The 21486-nt window shown below is 61.5% G+C and carries 23 protein-coding genes; 16 read left to right on the plus strand and 7 right to left on the minus strand.

The window, feature by feature from the left end; translation table 11 throughout:
* Positions 1-35 precede the first annotated feature (35 nt).
* The 4 genes from WJ16_RS19920 to WJ16_RS19935 form a co-directional block, all read right to left on the minus strand.
* Positions 36-500 carry a hypothetical protein gene (locus WJ16_RS19920; protein ID WP_069258841.1) on the minus strand — a complete coding sequence of 155 codons (465 nt, stop codon included), beginning with the start codon at positions 498-500 and terminating at the stop codon, positions 36-38.
* Between the two features lie 60 nt (positions 501-560).
* Positions 561-1778, minus strand: a complete 1218-nt coding sequence (locus WJ16_RS19925) for a patatin-like phospholipase family protein (RefSeq protein ID WP_069258842.1) — start codon at positions 1776-1778, stop codon at positions 561-563.
* Between the two features lie 121 nt (positions 1779-1899).
* Positions 1900-2685 (minus strand): 3-hydroxybutyrate dehydrogenase, encoded by a 786-nt coding sequence (locus tag WJ16_RS19930; protein WP_069258843.1) that lies wholly within the window; start codon positions 2683-2685, stop codon positions 1900-1902.
* A gap of 54 nt (positions 2686-2739) precedes the next feature.
* Positions 2740-3480: an acetoacetate decarboxylase gene (locus tag WJ16_RS19935; protein ID WP_069258844.1), complete on the minus strand. Its 741-nt coding sequence runs from the start codon at positions 3478-3480 to the stop codon at positions 2740-2742.
* Between the two features lie 453 nt (positions 3481-3933).
* Here WJ16_RS19935 and WJ16_RS19940 point away from each other — a divergent pair, with 453 nt between their 5' ends.
* Positions 3934-4515 (plus strand): undecaprenyl-diphosphatase, encoded by a 582-nt coding sequence (locus tag WJ16_RS19940; RefSeq protein ID WP_069258845.1) that lies wholly within the window; start codon positions 3934-3936, stop codon positions 4513-4515.
* 29 nt (positions 4516-4544) lie between these two features.
* Here the strand turns inward: WJ16_RS19940 and WJ16_RS19945 are convergent, their stop codons facing one another.
* From WJ16_RS19945 to WJ16_RS19955, 3 genes are all read right to left on the minus strand, one after another.
* Positions 4545-4772, minus strand: a complete 228-nt coding sequence (locus WJ16_RS19945) for a hypothetical protein (RefSeq protein ID WP_069258846.1) — start codon at positions 4770-4772, stop codon at positions 4545-4547.
* Between the two features lie 167 nt (positions 4773-4939).
* Positions 4940-5761: a siderophore-interacting protein gene (locus tag WJ16_RS19950; RefSeq protein WP_069258847.1), complete on the minus strand. Its 822-nt coding sequence runs from the start codon at positions 5759-5761 to the stop codon at positions 4940-4942.
* 38 nt (positions 5762-5799) lie between these two features.
* On the minus strand, positions 5800-6510 hold the full coding sequence (locus tag WJ16_RS19955; RefSeq protein WP_069258848.1) for a PadR family transcriptional regulator: 711 nt from the start codon (positions 6508-6510) through the stop codon (positions 5800-5802).
* A gap of 217 nt (positions 6511-6727) precedes the next feature.
* On the opposite strand from WJ16_RS19955, the gene WJ16_RS19960 reads away from it, so the two are divergent.
* The 15 genes from WJ16_RS19960 to dmpG all read left to right on the plus strand — a co-directional run bounded on the left by WJ16_RS19960 (position 6728) and on the right by dmpG (position 21478).
* Entirely contained in the window at positions 6728-7372 is a 645-nt protein-coding gene (locus WJ16_RS19960) for a hypothetical protein (RefSeq protein ID WP_069258849.1), read from the plus strand.
* A gap of 50 nt (positions 7373-7422) precedes the next feature.
* Positions 7423-7713 (plus strand): CopG family ribbon-helix-helix protein, encoded by a 291-nt coding sequence (locus WJ16_RS19965; protein ID WP_069258850.1) that lies wholly within the window; start codon positions 7423-7425, stop codon positions 7711-7713.
* A 1091-nt stretch (positions 7714-8804) separates the two neighbouring features.
* Positions 8805-9458: a TetR/AcrR family transcriptional regulator gene (locus WJ16_RS19970; RefSeq protein WP_069258851.1), complete on the plus strand. Its 654-nt coding sequence runs from the start codon at positions 8805-8807 to the stop codon at positions 9456-9458.
* Positions 9459-9513: 55 nt separating this feature from the next.
* Entirely contained in the window at positions 9514-10539 is a 1026-nt protein-coding gene (locus WJ16_RS19975; protein ID WP_069258852.1) for a helix-turn-helix domain-containing protein, read from the plus strand.
* 362 nt (positions 10540-10901) lie between these two features.
* On the plus strand, positions 10902-12224 hold the full coding sequence (locus WJ16_RS19980) for an aromatic ring-hydroxylating oxygenase subunit alpha (RefSeq protein WP_069258853.1): 1323 nt from the start codon (positions 10902-10904) through the stop codon (positions 12222-12224).
* A complete protein-coding gene (locus WJ16_RS19985; RefSeq protein ID WP_069258854.1) occupies positions 12214-12762 on the plus strand; it encodes an aromatic-ring-hydroxylating dioxygenase subunit beta in 549 nt (182 codons plus the stop codon). Before WJ16_RS19980 ends, WJ16_RS19985 begins: the two co-directional genes overlap by 11 nt.
* An 11-nt stretch (positions 12763-12773) precedes the next feature.
* Complete coding sequence (locus WJ16_RS19990) at positions 12774-13097, plus strand: bifunctional 3-phenylpropionate/cinnamic acid dioxygenase ferredoxin subunit (protein WP_006752837.1); 324 nt, start codon at positions 12774-12776, stop codon at positions 13095-13097.
* On the plus strand, positions 13094-14305 hold the full coding sequence (locus tag WJ16_RS19995) for an NAD(P)/FAD-dependent oxidoreductase (RefSeq protein ID WP_069258855.1): 1212 nt from the start codon (positions 13094-13096) through the stop codon (positions 14303-14305). The genes WJ16_RS19990 and WJ16_RS19995 overlap by 4 nt, the downstream gene beginning before the upstream one ends.
* Positions 14306-15154: a 3-(cis-5,6-dihydroxycyclohexa-1,3-dien-1-yl)propanoate dehydrogenase gene (gene hcaB, locus WJ16_RS20000; RefSeq protein WP_069258856.1), complete on the plus strand. Its 849-nt coding sequence runs from the start codon at positions 14306-14308 to the stop codon at positions 15152-15154. It begins immediately after the preceding gene.
* On the plus strand, positions 15151-16023 hold the full coding sequence (locus WJ16_RS20005; RefSeq protein ID WP_069258857.1) for a VOC family protein: 873 nt from the start codon (positions 15151-15153) through the stop codon (positions 16021-16023). Before hcaB ends, WJ16_RS20005 begins: the two co-directional genes overlap by 4 nt.
* Before the next feature lie 15 nt (positions 16024-16038).
* Positions 16039-16881 carry an alpha/beta fold hydrolase gene (locus tag WJ16_RS20010; protein ID WP_069258858.1) on the plus strand — a complete coding sequence of 281 codons (843 nt, stop codon included), beginning with the start codon at positions 16039-16041 and terminating at the stop codon, positions 16879-16881.
* Between the two features lie 80 nt (positions 16882-16961).
* Entirely contained in the window at positions 16962-18587 is a 1626-nt protein-coding gene (locus WJ16_RS20015; RefSeq protein ID WP_069258859.1) for a 3-(methylthio)propionyl-CoA ligase, read from the plus strand.
* Positions 18588-18683: 96 nt separating this feature from the next.
* Complete coding sequence (locus WJ16_RS20020) at positions 18684-19463, plus strand: 2-keto-4-pentenoate hydratase (RefSeq protein WP_069258860.1); 780 nt, start codon at positions 18684-18686, stop codon at positions 19461-19463.
* A gap of 29 nt (positions 19464-19492) precedes the next feature.
* On the plus strand, positions 19493-20443 hold the full coding sequence (locus WJ16_RS20025; RefSeq protein ID WP_069258861.1) for an acetaldehyde dehydrogenase (acetylating): 951 nt from the start codon (positions 19493-19495) through the stop codon (positions 20441-20443).
* Between the two features lie 12 nt (positions 20444-20455).
* A complete protein-coding gene (dmpG, locus tag WJ16_RS20030) occupies positions 20456-21478 on the plus strand; it encodes a 4-hydroxy-2-oxovalerate aldolase (protein ID WP_069258862.1) in 1023 nt (340 codons plus the stop codon).
* The last annotated feature ends 8 nt before the right edge of the window (positions 21479-21486 follow it).

A 21486-nucleotide genomic window follows, 5' to 3' on the forward strand; every position in this document is an offset into this window, starting at 1 on the left:
GCGCGCATGCGCATCCGCATCCGCCGAGTGCCGCTTCAGAGCCGGTTGTCCTTCGCGAGCGTCAGCACGCGTGCCCAGCGCTGAGCATCGCGCTTGTCAGTCATCGGCAGCTTCCATTCGCTGCGCACCGCGTCGCGCACGCGCACGACGAGATGCCAGCGGCCGCCGATCGGGGCAACCTGGCAACCGTCGAGCTGCGGCAGCGTGTAGCGGCCGTCCGCGCCGTCGTGCGACAGCCACAGCAGCCCCTGCGTCGCGGATACGCGCAGCTCGCCCCATGCGCGATGCACGACATGGGTCCAGCCGTCTTCCTTCGTATTCGGTGCGATGTCGCGGCGGCGCTTGAGCCACCACGCGACCAGCGCGATCAGGCTCGCGGCGGCGAGCACGGCGGCCGCGATCGCCACCGGCTGGCCGAACTGCGCGGCGATGACGTGAAACAGGTGAACCGCGCCCCATCCGAGGGCGATGAGCGCGAACAGGGCGATGAAAATCGGCATGTCGAATCTGAAATAAAGACGGGCCGGCGCGTGGCGCGCGCCGGCCCGTTGCACACGGCATTACCGGCGGCGGTGAATGTCGTGCGTGACGAAGCCCGCATCGTTGACGGGCAGCGCGAGGCCGTCCTTCACCGAGAGCGTCTTGCGGATGTCGTCGAGACCCGCGGACCAGTGGTCGCGCATCGTCGACAGACCGAACTGATAGTCCTTGTAGTGATGCTCGTACGCCTTCTGCTGATAGATCAGGTGCTGGATGTTGTACTTCTTCCCGCTCGACATCGCTTCGGCTTCGACGCACCACGGGTCGTTCTTGCGCTGCGCTTCCGGCACCTGTTCGAGCACGTGGCGCAGCACGTTGCGGTAGCGCTGTTCGCGCTGCAGCGTGTCGGTGACGAAACGCGTGCGGCTCGAATACTGCACGTCCTTCGTGCGTTCGGCGACGTCGGCCATCGTGCGTGGCAGCGGCCCGCGCGCGCTCCACAGGTCGACCTGGAACGCGAGCGTGTCGCGGCGCGGATGGGCGCGCAGCACTTCCATCAGCGGCGTGTTCGACACGACGCCGCCGTCCCAGTAATACTCGCCGTCGATTTCGACGGGCGGGAACGCGGGCGGCAGCGCGCCGGACGCCATGAAATGCTCGGGCGCGAGACGGATGCGCGAGTTGTCGAAGTACACGAAGTTGCCGGTGCCGACGTTGACCGCGCCGACCGACACGCGTGTTTCGCCCGAATTGATCCGGTCGAAATCGCACAGTTTCAGCAGCGTGGCGCGCAGTTGCGACGTGTCGTACCAGCTGATCTTCTCCGGATGATCCGACACGCCCGGCAGCGGCGGCGGGAAGCGCGGCACGAAGAAGCCCTGCTGGCCCTGCATCATCGCGCTCGCGGCCTGCGATGCGGTGAAGAACGTGCGGACCTGGTCGATGCTGTTGAACAGCGCGGATTCGAACGCGGCCGGAACCGTCGGGAAGAACGCCGGCTTGCAGATCGTTTCCCAGAACTCGCGCAACCGCTCGACGCGATGCTCGGGCGCATTGCCGGCGATCAGCGCGGTGTTGAGCGCGCCGATCGAGATGCCCGCGATCCAGTCGAGCGGAATGCCTGCTTCGTGCAGCCCTTCGAACACGCCGGCCTGGTATGCGCCCAGCGCGCCGCCGCCTTGCAGCACGAGCGCGATCGTCTCGTAAGGCGGCGTGCGCGCGGCGGCGGGTGCGCCGGCCTCGTGATGCAGGTCCGCCGCGTCGACGGCCTGCTTTTCTGTTCGGGCGTGCGGTTTCATCAGTTGCTCCGAGAAAACCCGCCATGGATGGCGGGAAGAAGGAGTGGCGCCGAGCGGCGGCACTCCGTCGTGAGAATGGGCGGTGATGCGGAAATCGCCTCCCTGACGGGAGGCGGGGGCGTTACTGCATGAACCAGCCGTGGCTGACGATGAACGACTGGCCCGTGAGCGCCGCGCTCGGGAACGCCGACAGGAACAGCACCGTCTGCGCGACGTCCTGCACCGTCGTGAACACGCCGTCCACCGTATTGCCGAGCATCACCTTCTTCACCACTTCCTCTTCGCTGATCCCGAGCTCCTTCGCCTGCTCCGGAATCTGCTTGTCGACCAGCGGCGTGCGCACGAAGCCCGGACACACCACGTGCGAGCGCACGTTGTGCTTCGCGCCTTCCTTCGCCAGCACGCGGGCGAGACCCAGCAGGCCGTGCTTGGCCGTCACGTATGCCGACTTCAGCGGCGACGCTTCGTGCGAGTGCACCGAACCCATGTAGATCACGACGCCGCCGCGATCGTCCTTGTACATGTGCTTGAGCGCGGCCTTGGTCGTCAGGAACGCGCCGTCGACGTGGATCGCCTGCATCTTCTTCCAGTCGGAGAACGAGTAGTTCTCGATCGGGTTGACGATCTGGATGCCCGCGTTCGACACGAGGATGTCGACCGAGCCGAACGTGGCGGCCACCTTGTCGATGCCGCTGTTCACGGCATCCTCGTTGGTCACGTCCATCGCGACGCCGATCGCCTTGCCGCCGGCCTTGACGATCTCGTCGGCGACCGCATTGGCGCCGTCCTGGTTCAGGTCGGCGATCGCGACGGCCGCGCCCGCTTTTGCAAGCTCGAGTGCGATTTCCTTGCCGATGCCGCTCGCGGCGCCCGTGACGACTGCGGTCTTGCCATTCAAGTTGCTCATGTTCGAATTCCCGTGGTGAAAGGATTGACAGGGAGAAAGGACTGCGGACGTGTGTTACTGAGCCAGGTAATCGTAGACGACTTCGCCGAGGCCCAGCGTCAAATCCGCGACCAGGTGGCGGGCTTCGACGATTTCGAGCACGGGCAGATCGGCCACGGGCGCGAGCGCGTGCGGCGCCAGCTCGAGCGATGCGGGGCCCGTCCACGCGCCCTTCATCTTGATGTCCTGCATGTAGTAGCGCACCAGTTCGCAGACACGCGCGGTGCCGTCGACGTGCGGAATGATCTTCAGCAGGAAATTGGGGCCGGCGAGACGCTTCGTCTGCTCGTCGATGTCGAGTTCCTTGTGCTTGTAGCCCATCGTGCCGGTGGCGACGCGCACCTTGCCGTAGTCGAGCGTGCCGAGGAGGTGGTCGGTGTTCACGTGCAGCGTGGGCGACGCGAGTTTCTTCGGGAAGCCCCACAGCTCGCGGCCGCCGGCGATCGGCGGGTGATCGTCGAGATACATCGCGAGCGTGTAGCCGCCCGGCTGGCCGTTGTATTCGACGGGAATGACCTGGCCGCTTTCGGTGTAGTCGCCGAAACCGGTCGAATCGGCCATGCGGATGAATTCGTAATGCACGAGCGGCTCGGTGACCTGCAGCGGCTCGGGGACGATTTCGCGGAGACGGTCCGGATCGGTGCGATACGTGATGATCAGGAACTCACGGTCGACGAAACGGTAAGGGCCCATCGGGAAGGCAGGGCTGGTCAACGGCATCGCAAACGCTTTCGATCGGACATCGCTGGTTTTCATGCGGACTCCTTGTTGTTGATCGCTTCGTGGATGAGTGCTCGTAAGCTCGTAATCCTATGCCTGTGCGCTGCCGTTGTGCGATGCCGCATTTGGAATTAATTGTTGCCGATTTCGAGGGGTTCGCAGGGTAAATATTGAGATGAATGGTGCAAACGGCGTGGGTAGCATCCGGCGTCCCGATGCTGGCATAGCTCGATGACGCCACGATGTGAAAAAGGTGAGGTTTTACGGGAGGCTAGGTGAGCCTTTACGGGAGACGGTCGCGCCGGAATATGACAATTGTGTGAACTAGTGTTGCAATGCGAACTCTAAGTGCGTTCGCCGCGGCGGCTTCGCGGCTTCCTTCGTTTCGCGCCGCTGCCGCATTAAGCATCGCTTAAGCGGGCGCGCCCTAGCATCGTTCGTATCGGGCCGGGCAACCGGCCGTTTTTCTACGCCCCACGCAACCGATTCATGCAGACCGTCAACCTCACCCTCTTTTCCGCCCTGAACGCCGGGGTGGCGCCGCAGCCGGGCGTTGCCCGCCTTGCGATCTTTGCCGCCGACTGGCTCGTCTACGTGTTGCCCGCCATGCTGCTGCTGACCTGGATCTTCGGTGCGCGCCCAGCGCGGCGCCAGGCGATCGAAGCCGGCGTCGGCGTCTGCGTCGCGCTGGTGCTCGCGCAGGTCATCGGACATTTCTGGTTCTCGCCGCGCCCGTTCATGGCCGGCGTCGGCACGCAACTGATTCCGCACGCGCCGGACAGCTCGTTTCCGAGCGATCACATGACGTTTGCGTGGAGCATGGCGGTCGGCCTGATGCTCGGCGGTACGACCCGGCTCACCGGGTTCGTGATGGCCGCGCTGGCCGTGGCGATTGCGTGGGGGCGTGTCTATGCGGGCGTGCACTGGCCGTTCGACATGGCCGGCGGCGTGCTGGTCGGCACGGCGGGCGCGCTGGCCGCGCACCTGTACGCGCAACGCGCGACCGCGCTGCTCGAACGGCTCGGCGATTCGGTGCATGCCGTCGTGATGGGGCGCCGGCACGCGCCGTAAAGGGAAGGAAACAGCCGGGCGGGACGCCGTCAGCCGGGGGTCTTGGCCGACGATTCGACCGAGGCGGACGGGCCGCCGCCCGCGTCGTGCAGTTCAGGCGTATCGGCCGGGTGCCGCGCGGCATCGCGGTCGAGGGCGCTTTCTTTCAGGATCGCGCACATCGCGACGAACAGCGCGAGTACCACCGCGGCAAGGCCGCAATAGCCGGCGATCTTCAGGTTGCGAAGGAACGGCGAAGCGTGGCTTTCTTTTGTCATGACCGGGCGCTCCTGGGCGGGCTGCGGCGGCTGTCGCCCGACAGCGGCGTCGCTCCCACAGATATATACCAGCCGCGATGGCGGTGCCAGGCCCGCTGGTGCGCCGACGCCACGATTGTGTCACCCGCCGGTCAACCGGGTACCGCTTTGCCGGGTACCCGCATCCGTCAGTCTTCCAGCGTTTCGTGCACGGCCGCCGCGCCGCGCTTCCAGTAGGCCGCCGCGCGGATGCGCGACTTGTCGACACCGCGCTCGCCGGTCAGGTGCTGGCGTACCGCGCGCATCGACAGCGCTTCGCCCGCCGCCCACACGTAGCCTTCGCCGGACGGCGGCAGCGGCAGGTCACGCACGGCGTTCAACAGCACGTCGCCGTCCGCTGCGTCGGCTTCGGCGCGAAAGCGCCAGATTTCATGCACGTCGGCGCGCGTGTTGAACGCGATCTGCGCGGTGCGATCGGCGACTTCGAGCACGACGGCCGCGCGCGAGCCGGCCGGCAATTCCTCGAGACGCCGCGCGACCGCCGGCAGCGCCGTATCGTCGCCGATCAGCAGGTACCAGTCGAAACCGGTCGGGACGACGAACGAACCGCGCGGACCGCCGATGCCGAGCCATTGCCCGACGCGTGCCTGTGCGGCCCATTGCGACGCGGGGCCCGGATGGTTCAGCACGAATTCCAGATCGAGTTCGCAGGCCGCGCGATCGAAGCGGCGCGGCGTGAAGTCTCGCGCGACCGGCTTCGGTTCGCCTTCCGGAAACTCGGGACCGTTCGCGCCGAGCGTCGGCATCGCGGGCCGTTCGGCGCCGGGCGGCGGGAAAAACACCTTGACGTGATCGTCGAACGACGCGGATTCGAAATCCGCGAGATCGGGGCCGCCGAGCGTGACGCGCAGCAGGTGCGGCGTCACGGCGTGCACGCGCAGGACCTGCAGCAAGCGGAACTTGAGGGTGTGGCGCACGCGGGTCACGGTGCGCTCGGATGTGTTCTGCATCAATCCGTACTCCTTGAGTGGTGACGGGGCGGCGCGGATTACGCGCCGGTGCCGCCTTCGATTTCGGCCGTCGCGCGGCGCATGATAGCCGCGATGCGGCGCTGTTCTTCGGCGTCGGCGCCGCTCTTGTGGAGCAGCGCGCGCTTGAGCGCGACGCGTGCCTCGACGAACTCCGGCAGCCAGCCCGCCTGCGTATCGTCCTGCGCTTCGTTGCCCGCCGATTCCCCGGCGAACGCGCGGCGCATGAACTCCATTCTGCGGGCGAGGTACGTGAGGCGCGCGAACAGCGTGTCGACGCGTTCGCGCTGCGCGTCGAGATGCGCGCGGCCCGCGTCGGTCAGGGCATAGCGTTTGCGGTTGCCCTCTGCCTGCGACGCGACGAAGCCGACTTCTTCGAGGTACGTGAGCGCCGGATACACCATGCCGGGGCTCGGGCTGTAGAAACCGTTCGAACGCGTGTCGAGCCCCTTGATCAGTTCGTAGCCGTGGCTCGGCTGCTCGGCGACGAGCGCGAGCAACATCAGTTGCAGATCGTCGGAGCTGAACTGGCGGCCGCGCGGCATGCCGTCGTCACCGAAATCACCGAAGCCGCCGCGCCCGCCACGGCCCCCGAACGAGCCGCCGCCGAATGGATCGTGGCCGCGACGGTGGCGGCCGATCGCGTACCAGAGACCGGCGAATCCTTCGGGGTGGGCATGCGTACCATGACCGTCGCATCGGGCATGGCCGCGGAAGTGGTTGTGTCGCATGATCGAGTCCTATATGTCGTAAAACATATCTAAAGATATATATCGAAAGATAGGGCGTCAAGGGAAATTATTGGGGGTGGATGGGGGCAGGTCAGACATGCCCAAGTCAGATGTCGGTTTGCAGAAAAGGTGGCTTTTTTGCAGTATTTGAACAAAACTATTGATTTTATGTTTTGATAGTTTTCATTGTGCATCCCAGTATTTTTGTCTGGTCGGGATGACCAGTCAGGCTTATGGGCCAAACGGGAGCGGGAAGACCAGTCTTTGCGAGGCATTGGAACGGGACCTATTGGGTTCGGTTGAGGAGGCGGAACTCAAGCGCATCGACGAGCGGCGATATCTCGCGAATATCCATACGCGCAACTTTGTCGAGCCGCGCCTCGTCGCGACGGCCGCGAATGGCAATGACATTCAGGTGATTGCCGACGCCGACGGTTATCGATTTAGTTTTATCGAAAAAAACCGGATTGATGCCTTCTCCCGGATGGCCGCCCGGCCCCCAGCGCAACGCACTGAACTCATCGCGGCGTTGTTTGGCATGGACAAGTTCAACGACTTTGTCGGCCATTTCAACGAGCAGATGGATACTGAACCCGTTCTTCGAAGTGACAAACAGACGGCGTTGCGACTCAAACGTGAAGGCATCGCCCGTGACCAGACGACCGCACGTGATGAAGCCCAGACGTTAGCCCGACATGACGAGGACGAAGCAAGCTACGCGCAGCGGTATTTGGCGGGGACGACCTATACGCGGTTAAAGGAAATCATCGGTACGCCGGAAGCACCTGGGCGCCTGGGCGATTCGCAAGTGGCGCTAGAGCGAGTGCTATCTCCGGCAGCGGTCGGAGAGATAACTGGATAAGGACCTGTCCGCCATTTTGTGGGCGCGACATAGAACAAAGGGATATCGCTATGAGCGAAACCAACTTTACGTTTCGGGCCGATAATGCCCTGATAACTGCGTTTACGACTGCGGCCAAGGCTCATGACCAAACAGGTGCGCAGCTCTTGCGGGACTTCATGCGGGACTACGTAAAGCAGCAACAAGAAGCGGTGGGATACGACGCATGGCTGCGCGTCAAGGTCGAGCGGTCGCGAGTCTCAGCCGACATTGGCAATTTGGTGCCGGCTGCCGAAGTCGACACCGAATTCGCAATGCGTCGGGCTGCAACACGTCGCCGGCTAGACGCGGCGAAGTACTAGATCTGTTCTGGACCGCCTGCTGGATCTTTGGAAGCTTCGCTAGCACCTTAGGTGGCATGCCTCCGGTGTACTCGCGCCCGAGAGCAACGTCGAACTTGCGACTGATGCCAACCACACGGTCGAGGGTTGCAAACTGAATAGCCTGTTATTGCTCGGGGCAAAAAGGACAGGTCCAGCGGGCGTGCCTCCGCCAATTGGTCCAGCAACACGGCCCCTACTCTTTCCGTTTTGCTCCCACCCTGGTATGCCGGTTCTCGGCGGGCCAGGTGGCGAAACAGTTCACGTAACAGCGGTGTGATGGCCAGTGTGCAGCAGTAATCCCGCATCCGGACGGCTCCTGGCTCGATGAATAGGAAGTAGAGCTGAGCATCGGGCGATGCGCGACTGCTATCTGGGAACTCAATCATCAGGTCAAGCGGCGCGCATCGTCGGTCGTGTTGCTGCTGGGGGAAATACATACCATAAGCCGTCATCGTGTCGGAAGAAAAATATCGATAACGATCGGCCAGGGTTGGCGGACTCAACACAGACACAGCGTCCTTCGCGATATACCTTGTCGCTGAACTGGAAGCGCTTGATGCGAATCGGTGACGTGTCGGAGGGGGCAAGCCACTTGTCGATCAACCTGCGCAAACAATACCCGTCGTAGTTCATCGCACTCTCCATGACCCGTCACCGCGACTCGACCACCTTGTGAGCCCGCACCTTGGCACATGCGGTACCGTCAAGGCGCGGGTGCTCCGATTTGCCCTCGAGTAACTTGACTTCCAGGCTGGTGTCGGGCGGTAATTATCAGTCGCATGACTGATTTATATAGTCATGCGACTGATATATCAATGTCGCGACCCCTAGGAAAATCACTATCTACCTGATAAATATAAGAAATATTTATGGGGTCTGATCTCTGTGCGCTCGATTGACTGGTAATTATCAGTCGCGTGACATATTCTTTGTGACAAGGTGGTGCTCGTCATGGTGGCTTGGGCGAGGACCGATGAAGTGACTGCGATCGCTCGGTCGAGGGAAGGTCGATATTTGAGCGGTTGGACTGTCCGAAGCGCGCACCGGCGGCTGCCGGCAAGAGGTCAAAGATGAGGGAACTGGCGATTGAACTGACAGGGGCTAAAGAGTTGGCCGACGAGCCAAAGCGCCGCGGCAACAGAACGACACGAATCCCCGAAATCGTGGAGGCCGCGATCAATGTGCTCGCGCAGTACGGTAACGTCGGGTTCGCTTTGCGCCGCGTGGCGAGCGATGTTGGGATCCACCTGGCGACCTTGCAGTACTACTTTCCGACCAGAGAAGACCTTTTGCGAGCGGCGTCGGAGGCCGTGGCAACACGATATCTGACGCTCTATGAAAGTGTGGTCGACGACGATGATCTATCGCCGGAGGCTCGGCTAGATGCCATCGCAGATATCGCCTTTGACGAGTTGGTCAAGCGTGGCACACACATTGCACCATTTTGCCTGGAAGTCTGGAGCATGGCCGAGCGCGAAGAATTTGCCCGAGACTTGGTTGCAGGTTTCAACCGTCGATTTCAGGAGACGTTCGCTCGATTGCTGGCCAAGATCAATCGATCGCTTACACCGCGGGAGTGCGCGTTACGCGGTCGTCTGCTGTACTCCCATTTGGCCGGTTTGATCGTTTTAGTCCGGCCGGCACATGGCGCATCTTCAGACGATGAAGCACTTCGCGCTGCGACGAAGGCTGTCTGGAGGGCGCTCAGCTACGCTCCACAGTAGCGCGGCACGAGAAGGGAATACAACGTAAATGACCCACTAATGATGGGGGAGACACATGTACGCACCTGTTCAACAGTTGTCGTCCGATCCACAAGACTTCGAGCGTCTGACATCGCAGCGGTTGTGCGAGGCGTTTGACGGCGAGCGGTTGGAACTCGAGGCTTCCCGGAATCGGCTTGAGCCGGTCGGAAAGATTACGAGGCGCCGATTAAGCAGCATTGAAATGCTGCGCTCCGAGGCGGCGACCTCCAGTCGTCCGTTTGGAATCCGTCGAGATTCGAAAAGCGGCAGAGGTGGGCAGGACGAGTTGATTCTGGTTGTCGTCCTGGCAAATCAACTGTCATGCGAGATCGGGAACAGCTACTACACGCTGGCCGAGGGCGACATTGCGCTCATCGGCCCGGAGCATCCTAGCCGGATGGAGTTCTCGGCAGGCTTCGATGGGCTATGGGTACGTCTTCCGAAAATCGAATCACACATTCGACGCGTGATCTTTCAGGATGCGGTAGACAGAAAATTCGATAGCCGGCACGGGATCATGCATGTGCTGTTGAGAACGCTGCTGACCACATACGAGTCGGCGAACTCGATTGCAGGCGATAGCGTCCCGTGGTTGGAGAGCAGCTTGCTGGATCTCATCGTGGCGGCGGTAAGCGCCAGTTCGGTTGTGGCGAGAGAGGGGCGTGCAACGATGTATAGTCGCGCGACTCTGCAGCGCATCAAATCTCACATCGTCACTAGGTTGCACGACGACACCCTTACCCCATCCTCCATCGCAAGCGCCATGGGCATAAGCGTGCGTCGCCTGAATGAACTCTTCGCTCAATGTCAGACGACGGTAACGGAGTGGATCATCGCGGAGCGACTCGAGCGATGCAGAAGACGATTGCTTCTCAGAAGCCAGGTTAAGGAAACAATTTGCCAGGTTGCGTACGAAGAAGGATTCAAGAACATTAGCCACTTCAATCGAGCCTTCAAGAATCGATTTGGCGAAAGCCCGGGCCAACTGAGAGATCGTATCCGCCGCGAGGGCCTTTCATCAGTCGACGCTGAAAGGGGCGTCCAGCTGGAAGTCATGTGAGCATCCGTGTGCCCGTGCCCGCGCTGACGCACCACGTTCCACCGCGCGAACGCGCGATCAACTAAAGTCCATCGCCCTCTGCGGCATGACGCTCGTCATGCCGTCACACCGGGCATCCCTCCCAACGTTTCCACTCTGCAGCCGGCAGCATCGTCCATCGATGCTGTCGCGCGAAGCATCGCCATGTGATCCGCGGATGTCGCTGCCCGACAAGCAAAGCTTTTCCGCGCTGTGAGCAAAGGCGGACAGTTCGAGAACGCCTATTGTTCCTGTAACGGAAATGCGCGCGACGCTTACACCAACGGCCGCATACCGCAATAAGAGCCGATGCTTCGCCATGGGCAACTATCTAGGAGACGCAAGTGCCTGATACCACCATTCAAGGCCATCCTGCTTCTGCGCTGTTCGACGAAGAGGCGGGGACGATCAGTCCGCTGGTCTACTCCGACCAGGGTATCTACGAGCAGGAACTGGATCGCATTTTCGGGCGGTCGTGGCTGTTCATCGCTCACGAGAAACATATTCCCAAGACCGGGGATTTCTTTTCCACGTACATGGCGGAAGATCCCGTCGTTGCAGTTCGGCAAAAGGACGGGTCGGTCGCCGTCTTGCTCAATCAGTGCCGTCATCGCGGCATGAAGATTTGCCGTGCGGATCAGGGCAACGCAAAGGCATTCACATGCAGTTACCACGGTTGGGCCTATGGGATTGACGGCGCTCTCGTGAACGTCCCGTCAGAGGAGCACTACGGGCCGTGTTTCAACAAGGAAGAGTGGCCTGCAAGGCGCGTCCCTCGAGTTGAAAGCTACAAGGGCCTGATCTTCGCCAACTGGGACGAGCATGCGCAATCGCTGAAAGAATCGCTCGGCGAAGCTGTGCTGTATCTGGACGCACTGCTCGATCGGTCGCCTGCCGGTACGGAGCCGATCGGCGGGATCTACAAGTGGGTCATCCCCTGCAACTGGAAACTTGCCGCTGAGCAATTCGCCAGCGATATGCACCACGGGGTCATGTCGCATGTGTCTGTGCAAGTCGCGACAACACCGGAGTATGCGGGCAAGGAACTGCCGCTGCCGGGCCGTCAACTGTTATCGGACCAAGGACATGGCACGGGCTTTTTCCTTGCCCCGGGCCTTCACGAAGACTGGATTGTGTCGCAGGCTGGCCAGCGCGAGCCGGGATACGATTCGGTGGCCCTTGCTCAGCGGCATGCCGCTCACAATGCGGGCGTGAGCGCGGTGACCGCGCAACACATGACCGTGTTTCCCACGTTCTCATTTTTCGGAGGCGTGCACAGCTGCCGCGTCTGGCATCCGCGCGGCCCTGGCGAAATCGAGGTCTGGGCGTTCTGTCTGGTCGACTCCGACGCTTCACCTGCCGAGAAGGAGCAACTCCGGCAAGCCACGTTGCGTACCTTCTCTCCGGCTGGAACCTGGGAACAGGACGACGGCGAGAACTGGGTCGAGATCCAGCGTGTGCTGCGCGGGCATCAGGCGCGCCGTACCACCATGAGCATTCAGATGGGTAAGGATATCAATCCCGCTGCGGATCCCGCGTTCCCCGGCACTGTCGAGGGCTGCTACAGCGAGGAGGCCGCACGGCGACTCTATAGCCACTGGCTCAAGTTGATGTGTATTCCGACGCAACGCGATACGTGCGCCAAGGAGGCCGGCCATGGTTGCTAACGAAATCGCCTCGACGCGCGCGAACGCCGTTTCGGCAGCAGAGCACTTTGCGATCGAACAGTTCCTCTTTCTCGAAGCCGAGCTTCTCGACGGCAGGAACATCGCGGCGTGGATCGAGCTGATGGCCGACGACCTCCGTTACGTGATGCCGATCCGCCGCAACGTGGGGCCGCGCGAGCGAAAAGTGGAATGGACCAGTCCTGATGAACTCGCGTATTTCGACGAAAGCAAGGAAAACCTCAAGCTTCGTCTACGCAAACTCCAATCGGGCGCCGCATGGGCCGAGGAGCCGCCGTCTCACACGCGGCATCTGATCACGAACGTCCGCGCAAGCGCTGCCGGGCAGGGCGAATACCTCGTCAGCTCGAACTTCCTCGCATATCGCAACAGGTCGGAACGACAAACCGACTACTTGATTGGGGAACGCCACGATCGCCTGCGCTGCGTCGATACGGACGCGGGATTTCAGATCGTCAGTCGGCGCATCTTGCTCGATCAGACGACGTTTCTCGCGAACAACCTCAGTTTCTTCCTTTGAGGGTGAGCGCAATGTCGTTTACCGATGTTTGCTCAGTGTCGGACGTCCCGAGCGACGCCGGGTTGAGGATTGATGCCGGACCCGAGGCGGTCGCCGTGTTCAAGATCGACGGAGATTTCTACGCGATCGAGGACAAGTGTCCCCACGGCGACTGGTCCTTGTCAGACGGCTATCTGGATGACGGCCTGATCGAATGCAGCTTGCATATGGCGAAGTTCTGCGTGAAGACCGGGAAGGTCTGTGCTCCGCCGGCTATACGCGACGTCAAGGTGTTTCCGATCAAGGTAGTGGGTGACCGGGTACTGATCGATCTTGAACCTGAGGCCGGCATATGAAACAGCCGCTTGCGATTGTCGGTTCGGGCCTCGCCGGTGTACGCGCGGCGCAGACGCTTCGTGCCAATGGGTATAGCGACAGAATCATCCTGGTCGGCGAGGAGGCTCAGCACCCGTACGAGCGACCTGCGTTATCGAAGGAAGCACTGTGCGGGGGCGCTCCGCCGGCGCTGTGCTCGACGGAAGACCTGAATACATTGGAGCTCGACTGGCGTCGAGGGTCGCGCGCGGTGTCGATTGACGGAGGCGTACTCGCGCTTGACGACGGCACGTCGGTGGCGACCGACGGCATTTTGCTGGCGACCGGCGCTCGGGCTCGCAAGGTCGACTTGCCCGGCGTGTCGTTGCCAGGCGTCCATACGCTACGTGCGCTGGATGATGCGTTCGCGCTTCGAGACGCGCTGGCGGCGCAGAGCGAGATCGTCGTCATCGGTGGCGGCCTGATTGGGTGCGAGGTCGCCAGCACCGCGCGGAAGGCAGGGCATGCGGTCACTGTCGTCGAGTCTGGCGAGGAACTGATGGAGCGTGCGCTCGGGCGAATGATGGGGCTTTGGGCGCGGGTCCAACTCCAGCAACTCGGTGTGGTCGTTCATCGATCCGCGACGGTCGCCTCGATCGAAGGCCATGCACGGGCGCGCGGCGTGAGATTGTCGAACGGCGCGTACTTGCCGGCTGACGTCGTTGTCCTGAGTGTGGGAGCCCAGCCATGCGACGAACTCGCACAAGCCGCAGGTGCGGCGTGTATGCGCGGCGTGGTCGTCGATGCCGCTGGCCGCAGCACCATTCCTGGAATTTTCGCTGCCGGTGACGTTGCCTCGTGGCCGCTCGTAGAAGGCGGGCGCCGCTCTCTCGAGAGTTTTCTCAACAGCCAGGCGCAGGCGGCCGTCGCAGCATGCGCAATGATCGGGCGCGTGAACGAGCAGCCTCAGACCGCGCTTTCGTGGACCGAAATCGCCGGGCGAAAGATTCAACTTGCAGGCGATCTCACCGGCTCGGGAGAGATGGTTATTCGGGGCGATGAGACAGGCGCGTCCTTTTCCGTATTCCGCGTATCGAACGGACGGGTGGCAGGCGTTGCGACAGTCGACGCCCCGCGTGAATACGCAACGGCCAAGCGGCTCGTCGAGTCGCGAATCGCGGTGCAGACCAATCTGCTGGCCGATTCCTCTACCGAGCTTCGCAGCTTGCTTAGCTACAAGGTGAACTAAATGAAAAAACTGGAAAACCAGGTCGTGCTGGTGACAGGCGGCGCATCTGGCCTGGGCCGCGCCATCGTCGAGCGGTTCGTTTCGGAGGGCGCGCGGGTAGGCGTGCTTGACCGCTCGGCTGATCGGATCGCCGAAATCCGCGATGCACTCGGCAATGCTGTGATGGGCTTCCAGGGCGATGTTACGTCGTATGAGGACAACCTTCGCGCAGTGAATGGATTGATCGCTCAGTTCGGCCGCCTGGATTGCGCGATCGGGAACGCCGGGATTTGGGATTTCAAGACCGCACTGGTCGACCTCTCGGAAGACAAACTCTCTTCGGCGTTCGACGAATTGTTCGCCGTGAACGTGAAGGGCTATCTTCTGCTCGCCAAGGCCGCTTTGAAAGCGCTGGCCGAAAGTCGCGGGAGTCTGATCTTTACGGCATCGAACGCTTCGTTTCAGTCGGACGGTGGCGGCGTCCTCTACACGGCCAGCAAGCACGCAATTCGCGGCATCGTTACGCAACTCGCTTTCGAATTGGCGCCGTTCGTCCGCGTCAACGCCGTTGCTCCGGGGGGAATGATCACGAACCTCAGCGGCGTGAAGTCGCTCGGACTCTCGGATGCCACGATTCCGGCGGAGCCGTTCGTCGAAATGGCGCGCCATGTGGTGCCTATCGGTCATCTGCCGACTCCGGCCGACTACACCGGCGCCTATGTTTTCTTTGCGTCGCGCGAAGACAACGTGCCGGCGACGGGAACGGTCCTGCGACACGACGGTGGGTTGGCCGTTCAAGGGTTTATCGATTGCCGCGGTGGAGCCGGCTTGCTCGAAAAACTTGCAATTAATCAGGAGACAGTCGCATGAAGGTGCAATCGTTGGGTTATATCGGAATCGACGCTTCCGACTTGTCCGCCTGGAAACGGTACGCGACCGAGTTCCTGGGTTTGATGCCCGGAGAAAATGGCGCGTCCGGCGATCGCTACCGTATCGATAACCGTCTCTGGCGGATTTCGGTGGAACCAGGTGAGTGCGATGACATCGCCTATGTCGGATTCGAACTGGAAGGGCCGGAAGCACTCGCGCATATGGCCGGACACCTGCGGGACCTGGGTTACAGCGTCGAAAGCGATTCCGGCGAACTCGCACGTCGCCGGCAGGTGCGCGGGCTGGCACGTTGCGCCGATCCGTCCGGCTTGCCAGTGGAACTGTACTGGGGTGCGACCGAACGCGGCGAAGCACCGTTTCGATCGGCGGTGGTCGACGGTTTCGAAACCGGCGACCAAGGGCTCGGGCATATCGTGCTGCTCGTTCCCGACCTCAAAGCAGCACTCAAATTCTACTGCCAGGGATTGGGCTTCAAGCTATCCGACATCATCACGATGCCGATCGGTCCCGACCGCACGCTCGAACTGCATTTCCTTCACTGCAACCCGAGGCATCACACGTTGGCTTTCGCCGAAATGCCGGCGCCGAAGCGCCTCCAGCACTTCATGTTGCAGGTGCCGTCGATCGACGACGTCGGCTTCGCGCTCGATCGCGCAGAGCAGCAGAGCGTGCCGGTCACGATGACGTTGGGTCGCCACACCAATGACCAGATGGTGTCCTTTTACGCGAGAACACCGTCAGGATTCGAAGTCGAATACGGTGCGGGAGCGGTGAGCGTCGACGAGTCGTGGACGGTGGTGAATCACGATCGGATCAGCGTGTGGGGCCATCACCGTACCGGCCAGTGAGATTGGGAGAACAACATGAGTGAAGTGAATTTCCGCAGCGCGTTTGTCGAGTTCGAAGGCACCCGAATCCACTACCAGGAGGCCGGTGAAGGTCCGGCTCTGATCATGCTTCAGGGATCGGGGCCGGGCGCGTCCGGGTGGTCGAACTATAGCCGCAATGCGCCGTTCTTCGCGCGCAGCCATCGTGTCATCGTGCCTGACCTTGCCGGATGGGGCAAATCCGACATGAGGCCGATTGGCGTATCGATTCCGGGCTGGTGGACGAACTCGATTCTCGGTCTCATGGATTCCCTGTCCATTACTCAGGCCGACATCATCGGTAATTCGCTCGGAGGAATGATTGCCCTGAAGATGGCCTTGACTGCTCCGGACCGTGTCGACCGGCTCGTGCTGATGGGACCGGCCGGCGGCTTCCCGACGCTGGGCCAATGGCCCACGCCCGCGATCCGCACGTTGGCGACCGCCTATGAGGGCGATGGCATTACGGCGGAAAAGGTGAAGAGTTTCATCAGCGAGAGCCTGTTCGATCAATCCGCGATCACGGACGAACTCGTGAAGGGCAGATTGGAGGCGGCGATGGACCCGCGCATCATTGCTCAGCCACCGATGCGCCTCGAGTCAGGACAACCGTTTGAAGAGCTTTGGCGAGATCCGGGCCTTGCCACGATGCCGCATGAGACGCTGATCATCTGGGGGAGGGAGGACCGCGTGGTTCCGCTCGATACCGGGATGATCTATTTGAAGCGCATCCCCAATGCGCAACTCAACACCTTCCCGAAGTGCGGCCACTGGGCGCAGTGGGAATGGGCGGATCGATTCAATCGAGTCGTCTCGTCCTTCCTCTCGGAAGCGCGTTGACGAGCGCGCGACAGGCACTGGACGGCCGACGGGAACACGATGCCGACGGCTGTTGAATCACGACCTAACTGGGATTTTCCATGGCAATGACAGGCCGGATGATGAGTACGCCCCTGCTCATCTCTTCGATCATCAGGCGCGCGGCGCGATACAGCGGCGGCGTCGAGATTGTTTCGCGCGACAGTGACGGCGGCATTCATCGCTATACCTATCGGGAGTGCGAACTTCGCGCGCGTAAGCTGGCCCAGGCGTTGGAGGCGCTCGGCGTGCGACAAGGCGATCGCATCGGCACACTGGCATGGAATAGCTATCGCCATTTGGAGCTTTACTACGCCGTGCCAGGGGCGGGTGCGGTCTGCCATACCATCAATCCACGATTGTTTCCCGAGCAGATCGTCCATATCGTCAACGATGCCGAAGACACGTACGTGTGTTTCGACGTTCAATTCCTGCCCCTCGTCGAGGAAATCGCAGGACGGTGCCCAGGCGTCAAGGCGTGGATCATGATGGCCGGTCGCGAGGACATGCCCGCCGCTAGCACGGCTTCCTTGCTCTGCTACGAAGAATCGATCGGTGCGCAGGATGGAAATTACGAATGGCCGGTGTTGGACGAAAACCTCGCATCGGGCCTCTGCTATACGTCCGGTACGACCGGAAACCCGAAGGGTGTGCTGTACTCGCATCGTTCAACCGTTCTGCATTCCTATTCTTCCGCATTGCCCGATTCGCTGAATTGTTCGGCGTCGGAGGTCATCATGCCGGTGGTTCCCATGTTTCACGTGAATGCATGGGAGCTGCCGTATTCCGCGCCTTTGGTCGGCGCGAAGCTGGTGCTTCCGGGGCAAAGGCTCGACGGCGCTTCCCTCTACGAGTTGATCGAGGGCGAGCAGGTTACCTACTCCGCGGGCGTGCCGACCGTGTGGCTCGGCCTGCTCGAACATGTGCGATCGAACGATCTGAAGTTTTCGACATTCCGTCGAACAGGTATCGGCGGGTCGGCCGTCTCCCGATCGATGATTCGCGCCTTCAAGGAATTGGGTGTCGACGTGGCTCATGGTTGGGGCATGACGGAGACATCGGCGATGGGCGCCAGCTGCACGCTGCGACGTCAGCATGCCGGGCTTTCCGAATCCGAGCAGGAAAAGGTCCTCGAGAAGCAAGGTACCGTGATTCCGGGCATAGACATGAAGATCGTGGACGGCCAGGGTCACGAGTTGCCCTGGGACGGCAAGACGGCGGGCGATCTGCTTGTTCGCGGCCCGTGGATCATAGATTCGTACTACGGCAAAGACACGTCTCCGCTGGAGGACGGCTGGTTTCCCACTGGCGACGTGGCGACGATCGATGCGGATGGCTACATGCAGATCACCGACCGCAGCAAGGACGTCGTCAAATCAGGAGGCGAATGGATCTCGTCGATAGACATCGAGAACATCGCAGCGGCTCACCCAGCGGTACATATGGCCGCGTGCATTGCCGTGCGTCATCCGAAATGGGGCGAGCGCCCATTACTGGTCGCGGTGAAAAAAGCCGACGCGAATGTCAGTCGAGATGAATTGCTGCAGTTTTTTGAAGGCAAGGTTGCGAAGTGGTGGGTTCCGGACGATGTGGTTTTCGTCGACGCCATGCCCATGACCGCGACCGGGAAATTTCAAAAAGCCGCACTGCGGGAGAAGTTCAAGGAGCATCGATTGCCGACGGCCTGAATTTCGAAGCTTATTGATGAAACACACCACCTATTCCAAGGCTGCGGAACGAACGCCGGTCCGCGCCGGAGATCTTGGTAGATGAGGTTTGGACGTATGGCTAATTCTTCTATTCAGCAAGCCGCGGATGCCTTGTACGAAGCCCGCAGTACGCGTATCCCGGTTTCCAGGATTTCGGAAAGGTTCGGGATCGAGAGTCTGCACGACGCGTATCGGGTAGCGGCGATCAACACGAACCGTGCTGTCGAAGCGGGGAAACGAATTTGCGGGAAGAAAGTCGGCCTGACATCGGTTGCGGTCCAGCGACAACTCGGGGTCGACCAGCCGGATTTCGGCGTCCTGTTCACGGATATGGAGTTTGTCAGCGGCGCAGACATTCCGGTTAGTCGCCTGATTCAGCCCAAGGCCGAGGGCGAGGTGGCTTTCGTCATCGGGCGCGACCTGACCGAGGAACTGAGCTGGGGCCGATTCCTGCATGGCATCGAGTACGCATTGCCCGCGATCGAGGTTGTCGACAGCGCGATCGAGAACTGGAGCATCACGCTCGTCGATACGGTGGCGGACAACGCCTCGTGCGGCCTTTATGTCCTGGGCACGGATCCGAAACGCATTTCCGATCTCGATCTCGCTACTTGCAAGATGCGCTTCCTGAAAACGGACGAGCTTGTCTCGGAGGGGCATGGGGCCGCGTGTCTGGGCCATCCGCTTCTTGCCGCCTGGTGGCTCGCCCGGACGATGCAACAACTCGGCGATCCGCTTCGCGCTGGCGATGTCGTGCTGTCGGGTGCGTTGGGGCCGATGTTCCCTGTACGCGAAGGCGACGCATTGCAGCTGGAAGTCGGCGGGCTAGGCAAAGTTTCCTGTATCGCTGCGTAGGCGATCGATTTTAACGAGCGGGAGAATCCATGGCTGGCAAGTTGAAAGTCGCGATCATCGGGTCGGGCAACATCGGCACCGATCTGATGATCAAAATCATGCGACACGGTGATCATCTCGAGATGGGGGCGATGGTCGGCATCGATGCCGCTTCCGACGGTCTCGCGCGCGCGGCACGCATGGGCGTCGCGACGACGCACGAAGGCGTCGAGGGGCTTACGCGCCTGCCGGTGTTTGGGGATATCGATATCGTCTTTGACGCGACGAGCGCGGCAGCGCATGTGAAGAACGACGCATTCTTGCGGGGGCTCAAGCCAAACGTTCGCATGATCGACCTGACGCCGGCCGCGATCGGCCCGTACTGCGTGCCGGTTGTGAATCTCGACGCGCACGTCAATACGCTGAACGTCAATATGGTGACGTGCGGCGGCCAGGCGACCATTCCGATGGTGGCAGCGGTGTCGCGCGTCGCAAAAGTGCATTACGGCGAGATCATTGCGTCCATTTCGAGCAAATCCGCTGGGCCCGGCACGCGCGCGAACATCGACGAGTTCACGGAGACGACGTCCAAAGCGATCGAGCAGGTTGGCGGCGCGGCAAAGGGGAAAGCCATCATCATCCTCAATCCGGCCGATCCGCCCCTCATCATGCGTGACACGGTTTATTGTCTGTCCGATTCGGCCGACGAAGAGGCGGTGGAGCGGTCGATCGAGGACATGGTCGCCGCCGTCAATCGCTATGTGCCCGGCTATCGCCTCAAGCAACGGGTGCAATTCGATCGGATAGAAGCCCATGCACCCTTGAATATCCCGGGTGTGGGCGCGCGTATGACAGGGCTCAAAACCTCGGTGTTCCTCGAGGTGGAGGGCGCCGCGCATTATCTGCCGTCCTACGCCGGCAATCTCGACATCATGACCTCCGCGGCGAAGGCTTGTGCTGAGCGCATGGCCGCCGAGATGGTCGCCCATGCTACGACCTAGGGGAAACACGGCATGACACTCGGCAAAAAACTGTACATCTCCGACGTGACGCTGCGAGACGGTTCGCATGCGATTCGTCATCAATACAGCGTGCAACAGGCGGCGGCGATTGCGAAAGCGCTCGACGAAGCCAAGGTCGATTCGATCGAGGTGGCGCATGGAGACGGGCTGCAAGGTTCGAGTTTCAACTATGGATTCGGCGCTCATACCGATCTCGAATGGATTGCCGCGGTGGCGGAAACGGTCAAGCACGCGAAGGTCGCGACGTTGCTGCTGCCCGGGATCGGCACGATTCACGATTTGCGTGCCGCCTATGACGCTGGCGCTCGTATTGTCCGCGTAGCCACGCATTGCACCGAGGCCGACATCTCCAAACAACACATCGAGTACGCGCGCGAGCTCGGGATGGAGGCGGTGGGCTTCCTCATGATGAGCCACATGACCACCCCGCACGACCTTGCACAGCAGGCGAAGCTCATGGAGAGCTACGGGGCGACGTGTTGCTACGTCGTCGATTCCGGTGGTGCACTGGGAATGAACGACGTACGCGAGCGCTTTCGCGCCTTCAAGGACGTGTTGAAGCCGGAGACCGAGACAGGCATTCATGCCCATCACAATTTGAGCCTTGGCGTCGCCAACAGCATTGTCGCCGTCGAGGAAGGCTGCGACCGCGTCGATGCAAGCCTTGCTGGCATGGGCGCCGGTGCCGGAAACGCGCCGCTCGAAGTGTTTATCGCCGCGGCCGAACGGCTCGGTTGGAATCACGGATGTGATCTTTATAGCCTGATGGATGCTGCCGATGACCTCGTTCGTCCGCTACAGGACCGGCCCGTTCGTGTCGATCGCGAAACGCTGGCGCTGGGTTATGCAGGCGTCTATTCGAGCTTCCTTCGCCACTCCGAAGGCGCCGCTCGGAAATACGGATTGAAGACCGTCGACATCCTTGTCGAATTGGGGCGACGCCGCATGGTTGGCGGGCAGGAGGACATGATCGTCGACGTGGCGCTCGACCTTCTTCGCGCTCGACAGTCGTAGGGAGCTTG

The organism is Burkholderia metallica (genome assembly GCF_001718555.1).
In the GTDB taxonomy this organism is placed as follows: domain Bacteria; phylum Pseudomonadota; class Gammaproteobacteria; order Burkholderiales; family Burkholderiaceae; genus Burkholderia; species Burkholderia metallica.